Origin of the sequence: Bradyrhizobium manausense (genome assembly GCF_018131105.1) — a bacterium.
In the GTDB taxonomy this organism is placed as follows: domain Bacteria; phylum Pseudomonadota; class Alphaproteobacteria; order Rhizobiales; family Xanthobacteraceae; genus Bradyrhizobium; species Bradyrhizobium manausense_B.
The window spans coordinates 4,155,150-4,175,009 of record NZ_JAFCJI010000001.1 but is presented as its reverse complement, the minus strand read 5'-3'; the positions used below and the strand labels follow the sequence as shown (position 1 = coordinate 4,175,009).

Here is a 19,860-nt window from a genome sequence, read left to right as displayed (position 1 = left end):
GACCCATGAAAAAGCCTGCCGCCCTCGCCGCCATTTTCGCCGCCACTTTGCTGGCCGCGCCCGCGCTCGCCGACGATTTTCCGTCCGCCATCACCGTCAGCGGCGAGGCGACCGTCTCGGCCGCGCCCGACCTCGCGCAGATCGACGCCGGCGTCGCCAATGACGCCAAGTCCGCGAAGGAAGCGTCCGACGCCAACAATGCCGCGATGGGCAAGGTGCTGCTGGCGCTGAAGGGCGCCGGCATCCCCGAAAAGGACTACCAAACCTCGCGTCTGTCGCTGCAGCCGCAATATGCGCCGAACCGCTCGACCGGCGCTTCGCCCGTGGTCAGCTTCCGCGCCTCCAATCGCGTCACGGTGAAGATCCGCGACGTGACCAAGGTCGCCGGCATCATCGACACGCTGGTTGGCGCCGGCGCGAACGACATCGGCAACATCTCGTTCGAGGTGACGCAGGCCTCAAAGCTGCTGGACGACGCGCGTGAGCAGGCTGTGGCGGATGCGCGGCGCAAGGCCGAGATTTACGCCAAGGCCACCGGCGTCACGCTGGGTGCGCCGCTCAGTGTCTCCGAAGGCGGCGCTCCGATGCCGCTGTTCAAGGGCCGCATGGCCGCAGCACCCATGGCCGCGCCTGCCGCGGTTGCGCCGGGCGAGGAAACGCTGTCGGTGACGGTGAATGTGAGCTGGGCGATTAAAGCGAAAGAGCCGTAGGCGGTAAGAGGCGCACTGCCTGCTGCAACAAAAGCGTCATCCCGGCGAAGGCCGGGACGACAGCGGAGAGTGTAGCGAGAACTAAATCTCCACCACTTGCCCAGGCTTCATCGCGACAAACCGCTCCTGCGGAATCCTGGCGGCATCGAGCGCTTCGACCAGCGCCTTCGCCGGCGCATCGATCGCCTCGTCGGTCAGCTGAAACGTCCCGTGATGGTGCCCGAGCGCCTGCTCCGCGCCGCAATCGGCGAGCGCCTTCACCGCATCTTCCGGATTCATGTGCTGGTCGCGCATGAACCAGCGCGGCTCGTAGGCGCCGATGGGAAGGATCGCCAGACGCAGCGGCCCGTGCTTCTCGGCGACGCGGCGGAAGTGGCTTCCGTCGCCATAGCCGGAATCGCAGACGACGTAGATTTTCCCCGCCGGCGTCTCCAGCACGAAGCTCGCCCACAGTGCCTTGTTGCGATCGAACACGCCGCGCGCGGTCCAGTGCCGCGTCGGCACCAGCGTCGCAGCGATGCCGTTACCGAGCTCGACGCGCTCGTGCCAATCGAACGCCTCGACCTTGATCGAGGAGTCGCTGCTTCGCATCGTCACGTCGTTGCCGAGCGGGGTGACCACGCGTGGCGCGAAATTCTTGGCGAGCCGCGACAGCGTCGCGATATCGAGATGATCGTAATGGCCGTGCGAGACGAGCACGACGTCGATGTCAGGCAGCTTCTCGAAGGCGATGCCGGGATCGTTGTGCCGCTTCGGCCCGGCAAAACTGACCGGCGAGACCCGCATCGACCAGACGGGGTCGACAAGGATGTTGAGGCCGCCGGTTTGGATCAGCCAGCTGGCATGGCCGACGAAAGAGAGCCGCGTCTTGTCGCCCTCGACCCGCTCCGGAGGGGTATCGGCATGGGGACTCGGCGCCCAATCCGGCCATTTGGCCCGCTCACGCCCGCTGAACTGCCAGCGCAGCACCTCGCGGAGCGATTTTGGCGGCGAACCGTCCGGATCGAAGAAATGCAGGCCATTGAAATGGTCGGAGACGGGGCCGTCATAGGTTTTCATGCGGGACATCCAGAGGGAGGGCACGCCGACCAGCGCGCCGGCCCCGGCAAGCAGTCCGAACAGGCGGCGGCGGGTGATCGACACGGGGCGCGCTTCAGGGATGGTTGGGTCGGTAAGACATCCCCGGCTATATGGGCGGGACCGCCGAAAAAGGAACCCATCGCCGGAAACGCCCTGTTTTCAAGGCCTTGCGTTGGCAAACGCTCCCCGGCACCCTAACTTTCCTTGACTTTTGGGCTCGGGCGGCGTTTAACCCCGCCACTTTCTCGGAAAGGCTTTCTTTTCGACCCGCCGCCTGGCCCCTGAGGCCAGAGGTCAACGCCCGACAGCGCTATGCGCCCTCGGGCGTAAAGGTGTTTGGAAGATCGCCATTCTGGCGAGCAGGACAAGGACAACTTCATTGTTCGACAATCTGTCGGAACGGCTTGGTGGCATTCTCGATCGTCTGACGGGGCGCGGTGCGCTGACCGAAAAGGACGTCGATGCCGCGATGCGCGAGGTGCGCCGCGCGCTGCTCGAGGCCGACGTTGCGCTCGAGGTCGTGCGCAGCTTCACTGAGCGCGTCCGCGAGCAGGCGATCGGCGCCACCGTCGTCAAATCGGTCACACCAGGCCAGATGGTGGTCAAGATCGTCCATGACGAGCTGATCAACACGCTCGGCGCCGAAAGCCAGACCATCGACGTCAATTCCGTGCCGCCGGTGCCGATCATGATGGTCGGTCTGCAAGGCTCGGGTAAGACGACCACCACCGCAAAGCTCGCCCGCCGCCTGGTCCAGCGCGACAAGCGCAAGGTGCTGATGGCCTCGCTCGACGTCTATCGCCCGGCGGCGATGGAGCAGCTCGCCGTGCTCGGCCGCGATCTCGACATTCCGACGCTGCCGATCGTCGCCGGACAGCAGCCGCCGCAGATCGCGAAGCGCGCGATGGAAGCCGGCAAGCTCGGCGGCTACGACATCGTGCTGCTCGACACTGCCGGCCGCACCACGCTCGACGAAGAGATGATGGCGGAGGCGGCTGCGATCAAAGCGGCTGCGAACCCGCATGAAGTGCTGCTGGTCGCGGACTCGCTCACCGGCCAGGACGCCGTGAATCTCGCCCGCGCTTTCGACGAGCGCGTCGGCCTCACCGGCATCGTGCTGACGCGCGTCGATGGCGACGGCCGCGGCGGCGCCGCACTGTCGATGCGCGCCGTCACCGGCAAGCCGATCAAGCTGATCGGCACCGGCGAAAAGACCGACGCGCTGGAAGATTTCCATCCCGATCGTATCGCCGGCCGCATCCTCGGCATGGGCGACGTGGTTTCGCTGGTCGAACGTGCCGCCGCCAATATCGACGCCGAGAAGGCCGCGCGCACCGCCGAGCGCATGCGCAAGGGTCAGTTCGACCTCAACGACATGCGCGAGCAGCTGTTGCAGATGGCGAACATGGGCGGCATCAGCGGGCTGATGGGCATGATGCCCGGCATCGCCAAGATGAAGAACCAGATCGCAGCCGCCGGCATCGACGACAAGATCTTGAAGCGCCAGGTCGCGGTGATCGATTCCATGACGCGCGACGAGCGCCGTCATCCCGACCTGCTCAAGGCCAGCCGCAAGAAGCGCATCGCCGCGGGCTCGGGCCAGAGCGTCGAACAGGTCAACAAGCTCCTCAAGATGCACCGGAACATGGCCGACGTGATGAAGGCCATGGGCTCGGGCAAGCGCGGCCCGCTCGCCGGCATCGCACAGGCGATGGGCTTTGGCGGCGGCATGAAGATGCCGTCTCCGGACGAGATGAAGGCGCTGCAGGAGAAGATGCAGAGCGGCGGCGGACAGGGTCTGCCCAGCCTGCCGAAGGATTTGCCGGCCGGGCTTCGCACCGGCCTGCCGAACGTCCCTGGACTGACCGGGCTGAGCGGCAAGCCGACGCTGCCGGGTCTCGGCGGTTTTCCGGGCAAGAAGAAATGAGGAATTCGTCGCACGGGATCGCATCGGTCTCGCGCAACGCGGAATACCAATCAACCGAACAAAACGTACTTTGAAGGAGAACTAAATGTCCGTCGTTATCCGCCTCGCCCGCGCAGGCACCAAGAAGCGTCCCGTCTATCACGTCGTCGTCGCCGACTCGCGCTTCCCCCGCGATGGCCGCTTCATCGAGCGTCTCGGCTATTTCAACCCGTTGCTGCCGAAGGACAACGAGACCCGCCTGAAGCTCGACATGGACAAGGTGAAGGCCTGGCTCGCCAAGGGCGCGCAGCCGTCGGACCGCGTGTCCCGCTTCCTCGACGCCGCCGGCGTCAAGAAGCGCGAAGCACGCAACAACCCAGAGAAGGCCGTGCCGCGCAAGGAGCGCAAGGCGCAGGCCGAAGCCGCTGCGAAGGGCTAAGGCTCATCCATGTCGGCGCTGATCTGCGTCGCGCGGATCGGCGCCGCGCATGGTGTGCGCGGCGCGGTCAAATTGTGGACCTTCACCGAAGATCCCTTTGCCGTGAAGCGCTACGGTCCGCTTCTGTCCAAGGACGGCAAGCGCCAGTTCGAGCTGGCGCAGGCCCGCGAGGCCAAGGACCATCTGGTCGCGACCTTCAAGGGAGTCACGACCCGCGATGAGGCCGAGCGCCTCAACGGCATTGAACTCTACGTCGCGCGCGAAAAGCTGCCCGTGACCGACGAGGACGAATATTACCACGCCGATCTGATCGGGCTCGCCGCCGTCACCACTGATGGCGATGCACTCGGCCGCGTGCTCGCCATCCATAATTTCGGCGCCGGCGACATCATCGAGATCGCGCCGCTGAAGGGTGCGACGATGCTGCTGCCGTTCACCAACGCGGTGGTGCCCGAGGTCGACATCGCCGGCGGCCGCGTCGTGATCGCGATGCCGCAGGAGATCGAGGGCGATAAGGACGGAGACGAGGACCTCTCTCCGGGTCGTCCCGGCGAAGGCCGGGACCCATAACCACAGCCCGTGGTTTTTGGCTAAGCTGATGACTCCAGTCGCCGCAAAATTGACTGCAGTGGCTATGGGTCCCGGCCTTCGCCGGGACGACGGAATTTTGAAGCACGATGACCCATCCCTCACCCTGGCGCGCGACGGTGCTAACGCTGTTTCCGGAGATGTTTCCGGGGCCGCTCGGCGTGAGCCTCGCTGGCCGCGCGCTGGCGTCCGGCCTCTGGGAGATCGAGGCGCGGGATATCAGGGCCTCAGCCACCGATCGACATCGCAGCGTCGACGACACCCCGGCCGGCGGAGGGCCGGGCATGGTGCTGCGGGCGGACGTTCTCGCTGCGGCCATCGACGCCGCTGAAATCAGCCCGGATCGGCCGAAACTGCTGATGAGCCCACGCGGTCGGCCATTGACCCAGGCCCGCGTGACCCAGCTTGCTCGAGGTCCCGGCCCCCTGATCGTCTGCGGGCGGTTCGAGGGGATCGATCAGCGTGTCATCGACGGGCGTGGCCTGGAAGAGGTCTCGATCGGCGATTACGTGCTCTCCGGGGGCGAAATCGCGGCCCTCGCCCTGATCGACGCCTGCGTCCGGCTGCTGCCGGGGGTGATGGGCAAGGAAGCTTCGGGAACCGACGAAAGCTTCTCCGACGGCCTGCTCGAATACCCCCAATACACCCGCCCGCAGCTATTCGAGGGGGTCCCGATCCCTGAGATCCTGACCTCCGGGGACCACGCCAAGGTCGCTAGCTGGCGGCGTGCGCAATCCGAGGCTCTGACAGCGGCGCGGCGGCCCGATTTATGGTCTCAAATTCCGCCCAAAACCCCGAATCGGCCGGGACGCCAAAAAACGCCAAAAAACAAGACAGACGGGTGACAAACGCTCCGGCTTGCCTTATAGGAGCGGCCACATCCGCAATGGCTGGATAAACGAATTTCGCGCAGCCCCCGTTTCCAAGGCTGGGCGCGCCGATGGAGATTTACCCATGAACCTGATCCAACAGCTTGAAAAAGAGCAATTCGACAAGCTCTCCGCCAGCAAGGACATTCCGGAATTCGGTCCCGGCGACACCGTGATCGTTAACGTGAAGGTCGTCGAAGGCGACCGCACCCGCGTGCAGGCCTATGAAGGCGTTTGCATCGGCCGTTCCGGCGGTGGCCTCAACGAGAGCTTCACCGTTCGCAAGATCTCCTACGGCGAAGGCGTTGAGCGCGTGTTCCCGGTGATGTCGCCGATGATCGACTCGATCAAGGTGGTGCGTCGCGGCAAGGTGCGTCGCGCCAAGCTCTATTACCTCCGCAATCTCCGCGGCAAGTCGGCTCGTATCGTCGAGAAGACCGAGCACGCCAAGGCCGTCAACGAGTAAGCTCCGCGACCAGACGAGTTTGAGAGAGCGCGGGGCAAAACCCCGCGCTTTTTTGTTGCGTCAGCCGTGCGCGTCAAACCACTCGCGCTTCCAAACCGGCCTGCTATATATTCCTGGAATGTTTCCAGATCCGACCAGCTTCGTGGGCCCCCGGCGCATCGTCATCGACGACCGCTCGCGGCTGCCTGGCCGGTTCTTCGGACGCTTCGCGACTTCGGCAACGTCAGAGCTTACGCGCGCAGCCTGAAAGCTGCGCTGACGATTTTGTTGCCCGCGCGTCACCCGCGCACATTCGCTTCACACAGTCCTTCGGAGCTTAAGCTCATGTCCAAGCCGACCACCCTGTACGACAAGATCTGGAACGACCATCTGGTGCACGAAGCCGAGGACGGCACCTGCCTGCTCTATATCGATCGCCATCTGGTCCACGAAGTCACCTCGCCGCAGGCGTTCGAAGGCTTGCGCGCCACCGGCCGCAAGGTGCACTCACCCGAGAAGACGCTCGCCGTCGTCGACCACAATGTGCCGACCACCGACCGCACCAAGCCGAATCCCGATCCTGAAAGCATCGAGCAGATCAAGGCGCTGGCGGAGAACGCCAAGGAGTTCGGCATCGAATATTACGACGAGTTCGACAAGCGCCAGGGCGTCGTCCACGTCATCGGCCCCGAGCAGGGGTTCACACTGCCCGGCACCACCATCGTCTGCGGTGACAGCCACACCTCGACGCATGGCGCGTTCGGCGCGCTCGCGCACGGCATCGGCACCTCGGAGGTCGAGCACGTTCTGGCGACGCAGACGCTGATCCAGAAGAAGGCGAAGAACATGCGCGTCACCGTCGACGGCAAGTTGCCGGAGGGCGTGACGGGCAAGGACATCATCCTGGCCATCATCGGCGAGATCGGCACCGCGGGCGGTACCGGCTACGTGCTGGAATACGCCGGCGATGCAATCAGCGCGCTCAGCATGGAAGGCCGTATGACGGTCTGCAACATGTCGATCGAAGGCGGCGCCCGCGCCGGTCTCGTTGCGCCCGACCAGAAGGCTTACGACTTCCTGCGCGGCCGCCCGAAGGCGCCGAAAGGCGCCGACTGGGACGCGGCGATGCGCTACTGGGAGAAATTGCGCTCAGACGAAGGCGCGCATTTCGACAACGAGCTGCGCCTCGACGCCGCGAAGCTGCCGCCGATCGTGACCTGGGGCACTTCGCCTGAGGACGTCATCTCGGTGACCGGCCTCGTGCCAGACCCTGACAAGATCGCGGATGAGGCCAAGCGCATCTCGAAGCATCGCGCGCTGAAATATATGGGCCTGACCGCAGGGACGAAGATCACCGACATCAAGCTCGACCGCATCTTCATCGGCTCCTGCACCAACGGCCGCATCGAGGATCTGCGCGCCGCGGCCAAGATCGCCGAAGGCAAGAGCGTCTCCGCACATGTCAACGCCATGGTCGTGCCGGGCTCCGGCCTCGTGAAGGAACAGGCCGAGGCTGAGGGTCTGGACAAGATCTTCATCAAGGCCGGCTTCGAATGGCGCGAGCCCGGTTGCTCGATGTGCCTCGCGATGAACCCGGACAAGCTTGCCCCGGAGGAGCGTTGCGCCTCGACCTCGAACCGCAATTTCGAGGGACGCCAGGGCTTCAAGGGCCGCACGCATCTGGTATCGCCGGCGATGGCGGCGGCCGCGGCGATCGCGGGCCACTTCGTCGACGTCAGGGATTGGCGCTGAGCCGCTCCCTGCAATTGTAGTGATCGCGGCAAGCGGCCGTTAAGCGGCTTCGCCCACATTCTCGTCCTCGCGACGGTTCGCGAGGACGAGCGCATGGCCAACAAGCCTGAATATGTCGATCTGATCAGCGACGCGACTCGCCAGCACCGGCGGCGCGCGGCGCCGCTGCGTATCGTCGCCAAGCCCGAGGTCGAGGAAACCTCGAAGCTGAGCCGCTGGCCGCCTGCGATGTTCAGAAAATGGAAGATCGAGACGCTGATGCGGTGGACGCCGGCGTCGTGGAAGCTGAAGGGTTGGCAGTAGCAAGTCTCTCCGTCGTGCCCGGGCTCGGTCCCGGGCATCCACGTCTTTGACGCGCGCACTTGAGAACGTGGATGGCCGGGCTCGTCCCGGCCATGACGCGTGCGCGGCTGGCACAAACTCACATCATCAATAGTAGCGGTACGGGTGGTGCCAGCGATGCCACCGGTGCCAGTGGCAGATGCGGCGCGGACCGTAATAGGTCCAGATCACCCGGCAGCGGCGCGGATAGTGGTAGGAGGGATAATAGCCGCCGTAATAATAGCGCCGGTGGAAATGGCGATAGCCGTAATGCGGACGATAGTAGCCGCCGCCCCAGTGACGATGATAGCCGCCATAGTGGATGCCACCGTAGCGCATGCCGCCGCCATGGAAGGCCGGCGCAGCGCGGAAGCCGCCACCGTGGAAGTGACCTCCACCACCGTGGAAGCCGCCGAAATGTCCGCCGCCGCCATGGAAATGTCCGCCACCGCCGCCGCCGCCATGGCGGACCTGGATCATCATGTCGGCGCTTGCAGCCTTCGCCGCCGGCAACGCGGTCGGATTGATCGGCGTCATCGCTTCAGCGCGGCGCGTGGTCCCGGCCGCCAGCATCAGCGTGGCAACGGCTGCAAGCCCGAGCAGGCGCAGCGAACTTGTCCCGGGACCCAAGATCCTCAGCATGGAATTTCTCCCTGAATGTGGACAGCGCCATTCCGGCGCAGCGTCTTGCGCCATCGCTGTTCATTTGCAGTCGCTCCCAAGATTAAACTAGGGACAGTGACGTGAACGCGCCATGAATGAACGACGTTCCTCGACCTCAGGAGTTTTGCGAGATGACCGTCTACGCGATTGCGCAACTGAAGATGACGGACCGCGCGACTTACGACCGCTACCAGGCGCGCTTCTTCGATGTGTTCAGGAAATTCAATGGACGACTGCTTGCGGCTGATGAACAGCCGCGCGTGCTCGAAGGCGCTTGGCCGTACGACAAGCTGGTCATGATGTCGTTTGCCGACGAGGCTGCGTTCTTCGCTTTCTCGAATTCACCCGACTACCAGGACATCTCGCGCGATCGCAAGGCGGGCGCGCAAGCCACCGTGCTGCTGGTGAAGGGATTTACGCCCGGCGCCTGAGCCGCGTCACCAAAACGGCCCATAGCCGAGCACGAACGGCGCGGGCACGCCGTAGGGATAGGGACGGTAATAGACAGGTCGCGCGTAATAGTGCGGATCAGGCCGCGGGACGTAGCGCGCGACATCATACCGCATGTGCCGCTGCCCATCGAACACCGCGCGCCCCGCGGAGGCATCCGGCAGCTTCGTCGCTCTCTGCGCTGCCGATGCGTGAGACACGCTCGCGGCAAGCCCGACAACAACGGCCAATGCAATCCATCTCGCCATGACGACCTCCGCCCGCAACATGAATGCATCACACGGTCGCCCGCAAGTTAAAACAGGCCCGCATGACGGGCCTGTTCTCAACGCGAGCGACTCATCACCACCGGCGATGGTGATGCCAGCGGTGTCCGCGCCAGTGACGAGGACGCCAGTGATGGCGATGCCAGCGCACCTCGGTCGTCGGCCTGGCTTCATCCTGCACCGATTGCGCGGCGCCGGGATTGATCAGCGACACCGCCTGCGCGCGCTCGACCGGTGCGGCGAGGACGAACAGCGCGCCGGCGGCCGCAAGGCCGAGCATTTTCAAGGACTGCATTTCGTTGGATCTCCTGACATCGTTGCGGGGCGCGCGCACGGATCAGACGTCGCGGCACGCGGGCGCGACGGAACAGTCGCACCGCGGGCTTCTATCTGTTGTGGATGAACGCGCCCCGGACATGAATGCCGAAGGCACAGGCTAAGTTCCTGTGCATCGGCGCAACATTTCATGCCTCGGCAAAACAACAATCAGCGACGCAGATCGCGCGATCGCAACGCGCTGCGCGGGCACCGTCCTCGCGTCAGCCGCGACGCCAGTAGCAGCTCATATGCGGCACGATCACCGTGCCGCTCGGCCGGTATTCCTGCACATAGGTCGCGTTGCACTCGCGGACAGCATCCGGCCCCGGGTTGTAACGCGGATAGACCCCATCGGGGGTGTAATAGGGCGTGACGCGCAGGCGCGTCTGCGGCCGTCGCTTGCGTGGTGGCGGGACGTCGTCGGGTGAGACGGCCTGGGCCATGTGGACCACCGTGCCGGCGGTCTGCGCGGCGCTCTCGGCCTGGGCGCTCACGCCAAATTGCGAAAACAACCCCATGCACAGTAGCGTCAGCGCTGTTTTCGCTCGCATTTTTTATCGCCCACCTGAAAGGTCCCACTCAAGGCCCACGCTCCCCGTTTTGGCGTCGCCCGTCAACCTCACAGCGCTTATAAAGCCGGATGCACCGCCGCGAAACCCACGTCAGGAGAGCGCATGTGGACGGACTTGAAAGCGCCCTCGCTGGCCGAGATGGAAGCGACGGCGCACGATATCTTCGAGCGCCTGCCGGCGGAAATTCGCAGGCTCTGTGTCGGCGTGATCCTCCGCGTCGACGACTTCCCCACCGAGGAGGTCCTGGACGAGATGGAATGCGAGAGCGAGTTCGACCTGCTCGGCCTGTTCCAGGGCATCGGCCTGCCCCAGCAGAGTTTCGGCGACGTAGCGCGGCTGCCCAACATGGTCTGGCTCTACCGCCGGCCGATCCTGGATTACTGGGCCGAGCACGACGAGAGCCTCGGTCACATCGTCCGCCACGTCCTGATCCACGAGATCGGGCATCATTTCGGTCTCTCGGACGACGATATGGAAGCGATTGAGGCTCAGGCAGAGTAGGACACAGATTTATCCAGGCGGGGTGCAGGGAGAAGCATCGTCAATCGGTAATCGGACCACCCCGCGAGGGACAGCGACACCTGCTGATAGTGCAGGAGTCCCATGGTCGGATGATCGAACGCACGTTCGCCTCCCTCGCGCGCCAGGACTCCCTGCGCTTCCCAGCAGCGTTCGAAATCGGGGCTTCCAAGTCTCAGTTCCTCGACCAGCCGGCGAATCTCCGGATCGTCGGCGTAGGCTGTCACCGCCGCACGGAACTCTGCGACGACGCGACGTGCTCGCGTGGTCCAGTCAAGGATCAGGGTTCGCGCCTCCGGCCTGAGGAAGATGTAGCGCAGCAGATTTTTTTCGCCGTCCGCATCGAGCCATCCCGCAAACAGAAAGGACGCTTGCGCATTCCAGCGACGCGCGCGCCATGTGCGATCGAGGATGTAGGCGGGTCCATCGATCGCATCGACGCAGGTCATGATCTCGTCAGGCGGATCATCCCTGTTTCCGGGACGTTCGGGATCGCGCTTGCCGGCGACTTCGAACAAATAGCTGCGCTCGGCCCGCGACAGGCGCAATCCGTTTGCGAGACGCGCAAGTGCCGAAGCAGAGACGGATACATCGCGCCCCTGCTCGATCCACGTGTACCAGGTGACGCTCAAGCCGCAGAGCTGAGCCACCTCCTCGCGCCGCAGGCCGGGCGTACGCCGCCGGGAGCCGGCGGCGAGGCCGAATTCTACCGGAGACTGGCGCTCACGAAGCGCCCGCAGGAACGCGCTGAGCGAGAGGGCTGGAGCAAGTGGGTCTTGTCTTATCATGGTGGTATTTATACCAGTATAACATAGAACCTTAAACCGGTATCTACCGCGTGCTAGCCTTTGATCCGACTTCGAAGGACGCACGGACATGGGCAAGCAATTCGCCAAGATCGAGCCCGAGCACAGGGCTTTCATCGAGCGGCAGAAGATCTTCTTCGTCGCGAGCGCCCCGCCGAAGGGACGCATCAACGTGTCCCCGAAGGGCCTGTCCTCCTTCCGGGTGCTCGGAGACAGCGATGTCGCCTACCTCGATTGCACCGGCAGCGGCAGCGAGACCCGTGCGCACCTGATCGCTTCCGATGACAAGCGCCTGACCATCATGTTCTGCGCCTTCGAGGGCCCGCCGGTGATCCTGCGGCTCTATGGCCAGGGCCGATCGCTGATGCGCGGCACGCCTGAATACGCCGATCTCGCCCCTCGATTCGAAGACATGACCGGGGCCCGCCAGATCGTGCGCCTCTCGGTCGAGCTCGTGCAGACATCGTGCGGCATGGGCGTGCCGCTGTTCGACTACAAGCAGGAGCGCGGTAGCCTCGTGCGTTACTGGACGGCGCAGGGCGTCAACAATCTGCGGAAATACTGGGGCCTGAAGAACAGCAAGAGCATCGACGGCCTACCGACCGGCTTTGTCCCTGACGCCATGATTCCTGACGCTATGGCTCCGCCCCTCTGACAGACCAAGATTGCCGAATCCGGCCTAGGATTCGCGCACCAACCGGGCTAAACAGCCCTCCCCTGACTTCGAACCGGGAAGCCCGAAATGGACAAGTTCACCACGCTGGAAGGCGTTGCGGCGCCGCTGAAGATCATCAATGTCGACACCGACATGATCATTCCGAAGCAGTACCTCAAGACCATCAAGCGCACCGGCCTTGGCAAGGGGCTCTTCTCCGAGCAGCGCTACAAGGACGACGGCAGCGAGAACCCGGATTTCGTCCTCAACCAGCCCGCCTATCGCAATTCGAAGGTGCTGGTCGCCGGCGACAATTTCGGCTGCGGCTCGAGCCGCGAGCACGCGCCCTGGGCACTGCTCGATTTCGGCATTCGCTGCGTGATCTCGACCTCGTTCGGCGACATCTTCTACAACAACTGCTTCAAGAACGGCATTCTGCCGATCCGCGTGTCGCAGGAAGACCTCGACAAGCTGTTCGACGACGCCGAGCGCGGCGCCAACGCGACGCTGACGATCGACCTGCCGAACCAGGAGATCCGCGGTCCTGACGGCGGCAAGGTCAAGTTCGAGATCGACCCGTTCCGCAAGCACTGCCTGATCAACGGCCTCGACGACATCGGCCTCACGATGGAGAAGAAGTCCTCGATCGACACCTATGAGGAGAAGCTCAAGCGCGAACGCACCTGGGCCTGATCCCATATGGTTTGAGCATGATCTTTTCGGAAAGCCGCTGCACACTTTTCCGGATCAGGCTCTAGTTTCATTCGAAGCCCCGGTGCGTGCCGGGGCTTTTTCTTTGCCCTCGTTATCCCGTATAGCTCGCCTCATGCTGCCCGAGATCGTCACCTTCTGGCATGGCCCGATGGACGCGCTGCGCCAGACCTGTCTGCGCTCGCAACTCGCTGCCGGCCACAAGGTCACGGTCTATAGCTTCGACACCATCCCGGGTCTTCCTCCGGGCGTCGACAATGCCGATGCCGAAGCGATCCTGCCGCACGCGTTCTCCGAGCGCTTGCGGCCGCCGCAGCCGGACGGCAGCTGGCGCGACTGGACCACGCTGCAATTCAGCGATTTCTTCCGCATGAAGCTGATGGCAAAGGGCCTCGGCCTCTGGCTCGATGCCGACGTGCTGCTCTTGAAGCCGGTCGACATCGATCCGGAGAAGCCCTACTTCGCCTGGGAGCGGCCGCGCCAGCTCGGCAACTCCGTGATCTATCTTCCGCCCGAGCACGGCATCGTTGCCGCGTTCGAAGAGCTGATGGAGCAGGAGGAGCTGACGCCGAACTGGCTGTCGGTGCGCCATCGCGTCACCTTCATGATGCGGCGCCTGCGCGGCGGCTCGAACCGTCTCTCCGACATTCGCGTCGCGATCTACGGGCCCGCGGCGCTGACCGCGCTCGCGCGCCGCACCGGCGAGCTGCCCTATGCGCTGCCGAAGCAATCGTTCTACGCCGTGCACGCCGAGCCAAAACTGTTCTTCGATCCGTCGAGCTATCTCGGCCTCGTCACCAACCCCGAGATCATCGGCCTGCACATCTCTCCCAAGGGCCGCGGCGGCGAGAAGCCGATTCACGGCAGCCTGTATGCCTGGGCGACGGAGCGGTTTGGCTGAGCTGCCGCTCTCCTCCCATGCAGCATCGTAAGAGGTCGTCATGCCCGGGCCTGTCCCGGGCATCCACGTTCTTTGTGCCACGAGGCAAGGCGTGGATGGCCGGGACAAGCCCGGCCATGACGATGGGGAAAGTTGGGCGTCTCACGATGCACCGACCACGCGGAGGCCAAGCGACTCCAATTTGATCCAGCGCAACGCGCGCCTGCACCATTGTGCCTAGTCTCGCTCCTATCGCACGATGCCAATGGAGCTTGGAAATGAGCACCGCAAGCAGGCCTTATCCCATCGTCCAGGACCTCATCGAATCCTTCGCCCGCTGGCTGAAGCATCGCCGCGAGCTGAACGAGTTGCGGCAGCTCGATCGTTTCGACTTCGACCGGATCGCCAACGATCTCAGGATCGCGCCCGATGATCTCGAAGATTTGGTGCGTCACGGCCAGCACGCGACCGACGAGCTGCCGAAAATGCTGGAGCAGCTCGGCATCAGCGCAGCGCGGCTCGGACAGGCGCAGCCGCTGCTGCTCCGCGACATGGAGCGGGTCTGCTCGCTCTGCCATCACAAGGCAAAATGCCACCGCGAGCTAGCCCACGGCACCGCCGCCGAGAACTTTCACGGCTATTGCGGCAACGCGACCACGATGGAATCGCTTGGTCGCACCGAAATCGCGTCGCGCTGAGGCTCCGGTTCAGATATCCTTAATGACGTTGTGGCCGGGCACTGGATCGGTATGGTGTTGAGCATCCCGGTTCGAGCGATATCGCATGGTCGACTCTGCCGAGAACAGGAAGAAACGACGGTGGCCTTTCCGTTTGGCAATCGTGCTGCTCGCCTATCTGGCGTTGGCGTACTTCCTTCTACCCATGCTGTGGATCCATCACGAGCACGAAGCCGGGCTTGCTTCGTTGCCAATGATCACCAGGACATCGGACGACATACCTGCCGACCCACTGAACGTTGGAATCGTCGGCAGCGACGAAGACATTGTTCGTGCCATGCATGCGGCCGGATGGTCTGCGGCCGATGCCGTGACGCTGCGTTCGAGCATCGAGATCGCCGGAAGCGTGGTGCTGGATCGCCCCTATCACAGCGCTCCGGTCAGCCCGCTGTACTATCTGGGAAAGAAGGAGCAATACGCTTTCGAGAAAGCCGTCGGACGCAGTGCGGATCGACGGCATCACGTTCGGTTCTGGAAGGCCCTCGACAAGGGCGACGACGGTCGTCCGGTCTGGCTCGGCTCGGCAACCTTCGACCGGGGTGTCGGTCTAAGCCACGACACAGGACAAGTGACCCATCACATCGATGCCAACATCGATGCTGAGCGAGATCTCCTCATGACCGACCTGCGCAACGCAAAGGTCGTCGGCCATTTCTTTCAGATCTCGGGCATAGGCCCGACACTGTTCGGTCGAAATGGTGGTGGCGACCCTTACTACACCGACGGCGAGATCCATGTTGCCGTCCTCGTGCCAGGAGCGGCCAATGGACCTGCCGATCCGCCAACCATCCCGCCGCCTTCTCTCATTGCCCTGAAAGATGCCGTGTGGCACGGCATTGCCAGCCAAGCCAAAAGCGAACCCTAGCCCTTCGCCATTGCCGCGATCGCATCCGCGATCTCGATCGTGCGCCTCGCCATGTCCGCGTGCAGGCGTTCCACCATCGCGCCGTCGAGGCGGATCGCGCCGCGCGAGACGTTTTCCGGAAGCTCGAACGCGGCGATGATTTTTCGCGCGCGCGCGACTTCCTCCTCGGGCGGAGTGAAGATCGCGTTGCAGGCCTCGATCTGCGAGGGATGGATCAGCGTCTTGCCGTCGAAGCCGAGGTCGCGGCCTTGCGCGCATTCGGTGGCGAAGCCGTCGGGATTGGCAATGTCGCTGTAGGGGCCGTCGAGGATCTCGAGGCCGGCGGCGCGCGTTGCCAGGATGCAATGGGTGATCATCGGGATCATTGCGGCGCGGCCGGGCATCATCTTGATGCGCGTCTCGCGCGAGATGTCGTTCGGGCCGAACACGAAACCTGACAGGCGCGTTTTGGGATCGCGACCGGCCTCGGCCAGTTCCTCGGCATGCAGCACGGCACGCGCGGTCTCGATCATCGCCCAGACCTTCACGGTCGGCGCGGCGCCGAGGCCGGCGAGATCGCGGCCGATGGTCCGGAGATCTTCGATGCTTGAAACTTTTGGAACCAGGATGCCATCAGGCGAGGCCTTCGCGGCCATGGCGACGTCGTCGGCCCACCATGGCGTGTCGAGACCGTTGGTTCGGATCAATATCTCGCGCTGGCCAAATCCTTTTGCAGCGATCGCGGCGGCGATGCCGTCACGCGCCGCGGCCTTGGCGTCGGGAGCGACGGAATCTTCGAGGTCCAGAATGAGGCCGTCGGCGGCGAGATTCCTCGCCTTTTCAAGGGCGCGAGGATTGGAGCCAGGCATGAACAGATGGCTGCGGCGCGGGCGGGTCATGCTGACGTTCCTTCCGGTTTCCTCAAGCAGGCTCTTGCTGGAGGCGATAGCACCTAGCCTGCCTATTCGAAAGGCTTGTTCGCCCCTGCGGTATATGATTAGGCATAGGTCATGATCACATTCCCGAAGTCCTTACTGGACGGCTACAACGCCTTCGCCACCCACCGGCTGCCGGCCGAGCAGAACCGCTATCGCGAACTGTCGGTGAAGGGCCAATCGCCGGAAGTGATGGTGATCGGCTGCTGCGACAGCCGCGTCTCACCCGAAGCGATCTTCGATGTCGGACCGGGCGAATTGTTCGTCGTTCGCAACATCGCCAATCTGGTGCCGACCTATCAGCCCGACGCCAACGCACACGGCGTCTCGGCCGCGCTGGAATATGCCGTCACCGTACTGAAGGTGAAGCACATCGTCATCCTCGGCCACGCGCAATGCGGCGGCATCCGCGCTTTCGTCGACAAGATCGAGCCGCTGACGCCCGGCGACTTCATCGGCAAATGGATGCAGATGTTCGTCAAGCCCGGCGAAGTGGTGGAGCAGCGCGACCACGAGACCATGGCGCAATTCGTCGAGCGCATCGAAAAGGCCGCGGTGTTCCGCAGCCTGGAGAACCTGATGACGTTCCCGTTCGTGAGCAAGGCCGTCGAGAGCGGCCAGATGCAATTGCACGGAGCCTATTTCGGCGTCGCCAAGGGAACGCTGTTCGTGCTGGACAAGGCGAGCAAGGAATTCAAGAGCGCGCGGAAATTGGGGTAGGCCTCTCGCGGCCTGGCTTGAATTCGTAGGGTGGGCAAAGGCGCAACGCGCCGTGCCCACCGTCTCTTCCGATGACACACAGGTGGTGGGCACGCTTCGCTTTGCCCACCCTACGGCAGCGGAGTTACGCCGCCTTCTTCTTCGCGCTGATCAGCTTGCGATTGATCAGCACTTCGGCGATCTGGATCGCGTTCAGCGCTGCGCCCTTGCGAAGGTTGTCGGACACGCACCACAGCACGAGACCGTTCTCCACCGTCGCGTCCTCGCGGATGCGGCTGATATAGGTCGCGTCTTCGCCGGCCGCTTCGTACGGCGTGGCGTAGCCGCCGGGCTCCTGCTTGTCGATGACGAGGCAGCCGGGCGCCGTGCGCAGGATGTTGCGCGCTTCGTCGGCCGTGATCGGATTTTCGAACTCGATGTTGACGGCCTCGGAATGGCCGACGAACACAGGCACCCGCACGCAGGTCGCGGAGAGCTTGATCTTGGGATCAAGAATCTTCTTGGTCTCCGCCATCATCTTCCACTCTTCCTTGGTGTAGCCGTCCTCCATGAAGACGTCGATGTGGGGGATGACGTTGAAGGCGATGCGCTTGGGGAATTTCTTCGCGATCAGATCGCTATTGGTGTAGACGGCCTTGGTCTGCGAGAACAATTCGTCCATGCCGTCCTTGCCGGCGCCCGACACCGATTGATAGGTCGAGACCACCACGCGCTTGATGGTCGCCTTGTCGTGCAGCGGCTTCAGCGCGACCACGAGCTGCGCGGTCGAGCAATTCGGGTTGGCGATGATGTTCTTCTTCTTGAAGCCTTCGGTCGCAGCCGCGTTCACCTCGGGCACGACCAACGGCACGTCCGGATCCATGCGCCAGGCCGAGGAATTGTCGATCACGACCGCACCGGCGGCGCCGATCTTCGGCGACCATTCCTTCGACACCTCGCCGCCCGCCGACATCAGGCAGATGTCGACGTCGGAGAAATCATAGTGCTCGAGCGCCTTGCACTTCAGGGTGCGGTCGCCATAGGACACCTCGACGCCGACGCTGCGGCGTGACGCCAGGGCCACGACCTCGTCCGCGGGAAATTTGCGCTCATCCAGAATGTTGAGCATTTCCCGTCCGACATTGCCGGTCGCGCCGACGACTGCGACTTTGTAACCCATCGTTCACTCTCCGATGAAAAAGCCCGTTCCTGAAGCTGACGCTTAAACAGGAAGAGCAGCGCTTCTATGCGAGAACCGCCCTCAAGACAACGTTGGACCATGCCTGAAGGCCATGGATGCAGTCGCCTGAGGCCAGCACGGCCGTTAGCCCCACCCAGATCCATCTGGCGCTCGCCAACTTCGCCGACGAAGTGGTCGGCACGCTCGCCCGCCTGTTTCTCTATGTGGGGGCGCTGGCCCTGTTTGCCATCCTTGCGCTGGCCGGGCTCGGCCAGCTGCCTGATGTGCGCGACGACGAGCCCACGGAAAAGCCCGGCTGGGCCGTTGCCGACCGGTCGCATCCGGCGTTTGCTCTCAGTAGGCTCGATTCATCAGAAAAAACAGCCTCTTACACCATCCTGCGGCATCCCGAGGGCGGCCGGCGCGACGTCATGCGCTGGGCCGGCGACGCCGACAAGCCCGTGGCCGAGATCGAGATCTATCGGGAAGGCGGCGAATTCGACGTGACGCGGCCGGCAACATCCGGCCTCGCCGTCCAGATGGGCCTGGGCCCGGCCACCACGCTCGAGCAGGCCGGCCTGATCGACACCAAATTCGGTCCCGTCGCCCTGTTCCGGCCATCAGGCACAACGGACGGGTCGCCGGCGTGCCTCGGCTACCTCAAGCGCAACGAAGAGCCGGCGCTGCAGATCTCCGGCTTCTCCTGCCAGGGCGACACGATGCCGGCCCGGCGCGCGGCGATCGCCTGCACGCTGAACCGGCTGACACTGCTGACGTCCGGCAACGAGCCGAAGCTGGCGGAATTGTTCGCCCATGCGGAGTTGAAACGCCGCTCCTGCGACGCAGGAGGCTCAGCCGATTGGTTGCTGGGCGCAGCGAATGCGCAATTGCGCGGAGCGCTCTAGGCGCATCAAGCTCAAGTGGCTGGTATCCATGCAACTTTTGCCGGCACGCCCGATTATTCCGTTCTGGTGTGACTGAATTGACCTAGTTGCACCCACCCCGGCCGGGCTAGTATGGGGTGAAATCGACTGGCGGCCTGCCGCCTGAAGGGGACGTGATGAGCTCGAATTTCTTTCCGGCGACCAAATTGGCGACGTGGCTTGCGGCGGGCGCCGTCATCGCCGTGAGCTTTGCTGCGCCGGCATCGGCCGACAACAAGACCAAGCCGCGCTATGACGATCGCGGCCGTCACTATTACGGCCCGAGCGGCCCCAACGCGGTCTACCAGCAGGGCCGCACCCGTATCTATGTGAGCAAGCGCTCCTGGCTCGACGGCGGCACCGAGGTCAATCCGGGCGACCGCAAGTTCACCGACTACGCCTTCCCGCCGGCCGTCGGCTATCCGTCCTTCGCCCGCGAGAACCTCAACCGTCCGATCGATCGCCAGCCGCTGGCGACCCCGGCCGATGTCGGCGGCTATCCGCAGAATTTCCCGCTGTACTGAGCGGACGTCGCGACCGAATCAAAAGGCCGGGCTCCCGCCCGGCCTTTTTGTTTTGGCGAGTTTGTAGG

At 64.0% G+C, this 19,860-nt stretch carries 26 protein-coding genes; 18 read left to right on the top strand and 8 right to left on the bottom strand.

Translation table 11 applies throughout. The annotated features are described in order from the left end of the window. Nucleotides 1-5: 5 nt before the first annotated feature. Nucleotides 6-710: an SIMPL domain-containing protein gene (locus JQ631_RS19965; protein ID WP_212328364.1), complete on the top strand. Its 705-nt coding sequence runs from the start codon at nt 6-8 to the stop codon at nt 708-710. Between the two features lie 81 nt (nt 711-791). Here JQ631_RS19965 and JQ631_RS19960 read toward each other — a convergent pair whose 3' ends face one another. Then, nucleotides 792-1,853 carry an MBL fold metallo-hydrolase gene (locus JQ631_RS19960; RefSeq protein WP_212328363.1) on the bottom strand — a complete coding sequence of 354 codons (1,062 nt, stop codon included), beginning with the start codon at nt 1,851-1,853 and terminating at the stop codon, nt 792-794. 316 nt (nt 1,854-2,169) lie between these two features. Between JQ631_RS19960 and ffh the strand changes: the two genes are divergently transcribed. The 7 genes from ffh to JQ631_RS19925 all read left to right on the top strand — a co-directional run bounded on the left by ffh (nt 2,170) and on the right by JQ631_RS19925 (nt 8,092). Then, entirely contained in the window at nt 2,170-3,717 is a 1,548-nt protein-coding gene (gene ffh, locus JQ631_RS19955; RefSeq protein ID WP_212328362.1) for a signal recognition particle protein, read from the top strand. A gap of 85 nt (nt 3,718-3,802) precedes the next feature. After that, a complete protein-coding gene (gene rpsP / locus JQ631_RS19950; RefSeq protein ID WP_014438992.1) occupies nt 3,803-4,135 on the top strand; it encodes a 30S ribosomal protein S16 in 333 nt (110 codons plus the stop codon). Nucleotides 4,136-4,144: 9 nt separating this feature from the next. Next, nucleotides 4,145-4,705, top strand: coding sequence for a ribosome maturation factor RimM (rimM, locus tag JQ631_RS19945; RefSeq protein ID WP_212328361.1), 561 nt, complete (start codon nt 4,145-4,147; stop codon nt 4,703-4,705). 107 nt (nt 4,706-4,812) lie between these two features. After that, nucleotides 4,813-5,568 carry a tRNA (guanosine(37)-N1)-methyltransferase TrmD gene (trmD, locus tag JQ631_RS19940; RefSeq protein WP_212328360.1) on the top strand — a complete coding sequence of 252 codons (756 nt, stop codon included), beginning with the start codon at nt 4,813-4,815 and terminating at the stop codon, nt 5,566-5,568. A gap of 109 nt (nt 5,569-5,677) precedes the next feature. Further along, nucleotides 5,678-6,058, top strand: a complete 381-nt coding sequence (gene rplS, locus JQ631_RS19935; protein ID WP_212328359.1) for a 50S ribosomal protein L19 — start codon at nt 5,678-5,680, stop codon at nt 6,056-6,058. Between the two features lie 324 nt (nt 6,059-6,382). Then, nucleotides 6,383-7,789, top strand: coding sequence for a 3-isopropylmalate dehydratase large subunit (leuC, locus tag JQ631_RS19930; protein WP_212328358.1), 1,407 nt, complete (start codon nt 6,383-6,385; stop codon nt 7,787-7,789). Between the two features lie 93 nt (nt 7,790-7,882). Continuing rightward, nucleotides 7,883-8,092 carry a hypothetical protein gene (locus JQ631_RS19925; protein ID WP_212328357.1) on the top strand — a complete coding sequence of 70 codons (210 nt, stop codon included), beginning with the start codon at nt 7,883-7,885 and terminating at the stop codon, nt 8,090-8,092. A gap of 126 nt (nt 8,093-8,218) precedes the next feature. On the opposite strand, the gene JQ631_RS19920 is transcribed toward JQ631_RS19925, so the two are convergent. Then, nucleotides 8,219-8,752, bottom strand: a complete 534-nt coding sequence (locus tag JQ631_RS19920; RefSeq protein ID WP_212328356.1) for a hypothetical protein — start codon at nt 8,750-8,752, stop codon at nt 8,219-8,221. A gap of 152 nt (nt 8,753-8,904) precedes the next feature. Between JQ631_RS19920 and JQ631_RS19915 the strand changes: the two genes are divergently transcribed. Beyond that, complete coding sequence (locus JQ631_RS19915) at nt 8,905-9,204, top strand: DUF1330 domain-containing protein (protein WP_212328355.1); 300 nt, start codon at nt 8,905-8,907, stop codon at nt 9,202-9,204. A 6-nt stretch (nt 9,205-9,210) separates the two neighbouring features. On the opposite strand, the gene JQ631_RS19910 is transcribed toward JQ631_RS19915, so the two are convergent. The 3 genes from JQ631_RS19910 to JQ631_RS19900 all read right to left on the bottom strand — a co-directional run bounded on the left by JQ631_RS19910 (nt 9,211) and on the right by JQ631_RS19900 (nt 10,325). Beyond that, on the bottom strand, nt 9,211-9,471 hold the full coding sequence (locus JQ631_RS19910; RefSeq protein ID WP_212328354.1) for a hypothetical protein: 261 nt from the start codon (nt 9,469-9,471) through the stop codon (nt 9,211-9,213). Between the two features lie 94 nt (nt 9,472-9,565). After that, nucleotides 9,566-9,784, bottom strand: coding sequence for a hypothetical protein (locus tag JQ631_RS19905; RefSeq protein ID WP_212328353.1), 219 nt, complete (start codon nt 9,782-9,784; stop codon nt 9,566-9,568). Nucleotides 9,785-10,028: 244 nt separating this feature from the next. Next, nucleotides 10,029-10,325 (bottom strand): hypothetical protein, encoded by a 297-nt coding sequence (locus JQ631_RS19900; RefSeq protein WP_212328658.1) that lies wholly within the window; start codon nt 10,323-10,325, stop codon nt 10,029-10,031. A 156-nt stretch (nt 10,326-10,481) separates the two neighbouring features. Here JQ631_RS19900 and JQ631_RS19895 point away from each other — a divergent pair, with 156 nt between their 5' ends. Further along, the gene (locus JQ631_RS19895) at nt 10,482-10,880 is read left to right on the top strand and encodes a metallopeptidase family protein (RefSeq protein WP_212328352.1); all 399 of its coding nucleotides are present in this window, start codon (nt 10,482-10,484) and stop codon (nt 10,878-10,880) included. Here the strand turns inward: JQ631_RS19895 and JQ631_RS19890 are convergent. Continuing rightward, nucleotides 10,868-11,686 (bottom strand): helix-turn-helix transcriptional regulator, encoded by an 819-nt coding sequence (locus tag JQ631_RS19890; RefSeq protein WP_212328351.1) that lies wholly within the window; start codon nt 11,684-11,686, stop codon nt 10,868-10,870. The genes JQ631_RS19895 and JQ631_RS19890 overlap by 13 nt on opposite strands. 88 nt (nt 11,687-11,774) lie before the next feature. Between JQ631_RS19890 and JQ631_RS19885 the strand changes: the two genes are divergently transcribed. The 5 genes from JQ631_RS19885 to JQ631_RS19865 all read left to right on the top strand — a co-directional run bounded on the left by JQ631_RS19885 (nt 11,775) and on the right by JQ631_RS19865 (nt 15,552). Beyond that, the gene (locus tag JQ631_RS19885; RefSeq protein ID WP_212328350.1) at nt 11,775-12,359 is read left to right on the top strand and encodes a pyridoxamine 5'-phosphate oxidase family protein; all 585 of its coding nucleotides are present in this window, start codon (nt 11,775-11,777) and stop codon (nt 12,357-12,359) included. Between the two features lie 87 nt (nt 12,360-12,446). Next, nucleotides 12,447-13,052, top strand: coding sequence for a 3-isopropylmalate dehydratase small subunit (gene leuD / locus JQ631_RS19880; protein ID WP_212328349.1), 606 nt, complete (start codon nt 12,447-12,449; stop codon nt 13,050-13,052). A 133-nt stretch (nt 13,053-13,185) separates the two neighbouring features. After that, complete coding sequence (locus tag JQ631_RS19875) at nt 13,186-13,971, top strand: glycosyltransferase family 32 protein (protein WP_212328348.1); 786 nt, start codon at nt 13,186-13,188, stop codon at nt 13,969-13,971. Between the two features lie 257 nt (nt 13,972-14,228). After that, complete coding sequence (locus tag JQ631_RS19870) at nt 14,229-14,648, top strand: hypothetical protein (RefSeq protein WP_212328347.1); 420 nt, start codon at nt 14,229-14,231, stop codon at nt 14,646-14,648. Nucleotides 14,649-14,733: 85 nt separating this feature from the next. Next, nucleotides 14,734-15,552, top strand: coding sequence for an LssY C-terminal domain-containing protein (locus tag JQ631_RS19865; protein ID WP_212328346.1), 819 nt, complete (start codon nt 14,734-14,736; stop codon nt 15,550-15,552). Here the strand turns inward: JQ631_RS19865 and JQ631_RS19860 are convergent. Further along, entirely contained in the window at nt 15,549-16,430 is an 882-nt protein-coding gene (locus tag JQ631_RS19860) for an HpcH/HpaI aldolase/citrate lyase family protein (RefSeq protein WP_212328345.1), read from the bottom strand. The two genes, JQ631_RS19865 and JQ631_RS19860, sit on opposite strands and share 4 nt — an antisense overlap. 111 nt (nt 16,431-16,541) lie before the next feature. Between JQ631_RS19860 and JQ631_RS19855 the strand changes: the two genes are divergently transcribed. Next, nucleotides 16,542-17,186, top strand: coding sequence for a carbonic anhydrase (locus tag JQ631_RS19855; protein ID WP_212328344.1), 645 nt, complete (start codon nt 16,542-16,544; stop codon nt 17,184-17,186). 124 nt (nt 17,187-17,310) lie between these two features. Here the strand turns inward: JQ631_RS19855 and JQ631_RS19850 are convergent, their stop codons facing one another. Next, nucleotides 17,311-18,345, bottom strand: a complete 1,035-nt coding sequence (locus tag JQ631_RS19850) for an aspartate-semialdehyde dehydrogenase (protein WP_212328343.1) — start codon at nt 18,343-18,345, stop codon at nt 17,311-17,313. A 116-nt stretch (nt 18,346-18,461) separates the two neighbouring features. Between JQ631_RS19850 and JQ631_RS19845 the strand changes: the two genes are divergently transcribed. Continuing rightward, nucleotides 18,462-19,250, top strand: a complete 789-nt coding sequence (locus JQ631_RS19845; protein WP_212328342.1) for a hypothetical protein — start codon at nt 18,462-18,464, stop codon at nt 19,248-19,250. Nucleotides 19,251-19,405: 155 nt separating this feature from the next. Next, on the top strand, nt 19,406-19,792 hold the full coding sequence (locus JQ631_RS19840) for a hypothetical protein (protein WP_212328341.1): 387 nt from the start codon (nt 19,406-19,408) through the stop codon (nt 19,790-19,792). Nucleotides 19,793-19,860 lie beyond the last annotated feature (68 nt).

Bases quoted from the DNA above. Each gene is read 5' to 3' on its own strand.
- JQ631_RS19915 (WP_212328355.1), top strand. From the start codon at position 8,905: ATGACCGTCTACGCGATTGCGCAACTGAAGATGACGGACCGCGCGACT.
- JQ631_RS19890 (WP_212328351.1), bottom strand. From the start codon at position 11,686: ATGATAAGACAAGACCCACTTGCTCCAGCCCTCTCGCTCAGCGCGTTC.
- leuD (WP_212328349.1), top strand. From the start codon at position 12,447: ATGGACAAGTTCACCACGCTGGAAGGCGTTGCGGCGCCGCTGAAGATC.
- JQ631_RS19855 (WP_212328344.1), top strand. From the start codon at position 16,542: ATGATCACATTCCCGAAGTCCTTACTGGACGGCTACAACGCCTTCGCC.
- JQ631_RS19910 (WP_212328354.1), bottom strand. From the start codon at position 9,471: ATGGCGAGATGGATTGCATTGGCCGTTGTTGTCGGGCTTGCCGCGAGC.
- rplS (WP_212328359.1), top strand. From the start codon at position 5,678: ATGAACCTGATCCAACAGCTTGAAAAAGAGCAATTCGACAAGCTCTCC.
- JQ631_RS19840 (WP_212328341.1), top strand. From the start codon at position 19,406: ATGAGCTCGAATTTCTTTCCGGCGACCAAATTGGCGACGTGGCTTGCG.
- JQ631_RS19965 (WP_212328364.1), top strand. From the start codon at position 6: ATGAAAAAGCCTGCCGCCCTCGCCGCCATTTTCGCCGCCACTTTGCTG.
- JQ631_RS19895 (WP_212328352.1), top strand. From the start codon at position 10,482: ATGTGGACGGACTTGAAAGCGCCCTCGCTGGCCGAGATGGAAGCGACG.
- JQ631_RS19875 (WP_212328348.1), top strand. From the start codon at position 13,186: ATGCTGCCCGAGATCGTCACCTTCTGGCATGGCCCGATGGACGCGCTG.
- JQ631_RS19905 (WP_212328353.1), bottom strand. From the start codon at position 9,784: ATGCAGTCCTTGAAAATGCTCGGCCTTGCGGCCGCCGGCGCGCTGTTC.
- JQ631_RS19885 (WP_212328350.1), top strand. From the start codon at position 11,775: ATGGGCAAGCAATTCGCCAAGATCGAGCCCGAGCACAGGGCTTTCATC.
- leuC (WP_212328358.1), top strand. From the start codon at position 6,383: ATGTCCAAGCCGACCACCCTGTACGACAAGATCTGGAACGACCATCTG.
- JQ631_RS19865 (WP_212328346.1), top strand. From the start codon at position 14,734: ATGGTCGACTCTGCCGAGAACAGGAAGAAACGACGGTGGCCTTTCCGT.
- JQ631_RS19850 (WP_212328343.1), bottom strand. From the start codon at position 18,345: ATGGGTTACAAAGTCGCAGTCGTCGGCGCGACCGGCAATGTCGGACGG.
- JQ631_RS19860 (WP_212328345.1), bottom strand. From the start codon at position 16,430: ATGACCCGCCCGCGCCGCAGCCATCTGTTCATGCCTGGCTCCAATCCT.
- JQ631_RS19870 (WP_212328347.1), top strand. From the start codon at position 14,229: ATGAGCACCGCAAGCAGGCCTTATCCCATCGTCCAGGACCTCATCGAA.
- trmD (WP_212328360.1), top strand. From the start codon at position 4,813: ATGACCCATCCCTCACCCTGGCGCGCGACGGTGCTAACGCTGTTTCCG.
- rimM (WP_212328361.1), top strand. From the start codon at position 4,145: ATGTCGGCGCTGATCTGCGTCGCGCGGATCGGCGCCGCGCATGGTGTG.
- JQ631_RS19900 (WP_212328658.1), bottom strand. From the start codon at position 10,325: ATGGGGTTGTTTTCGCAATTTGGCGTGAGCGCCCAGGCCGAGAGCGCC.
- JQ631_RS19920 (WP_212328356.1), bottom strand. From the start codon at position 8,752: ATGCTGAGGATCTTGGGTCCCGGGACAAGTTCGCTGCGCCTGCTCGGG.
- JQ631_RS19925 (WP_212328357.1), top strand. From the start codon at position 7,883: ATGGCCAACAAGCCTGAATATGTCGATCTGATCAGCGACGCGACTCGC.
- rpsP (WP_014438992.1), top strand. From the start codon at position 3,803: ATGTCCGTCGTTATCCGCCTCGCCCGCGCAGGCACCAAGAAGCGTCCC.
- JQ631_RS19845 (WP_212328342.1), top strand. From the start codon at position 18,462: ATGCAGTCGCCTGAGGCCAGCACGGCCGTTAGCCCCACCCAGATCCAT.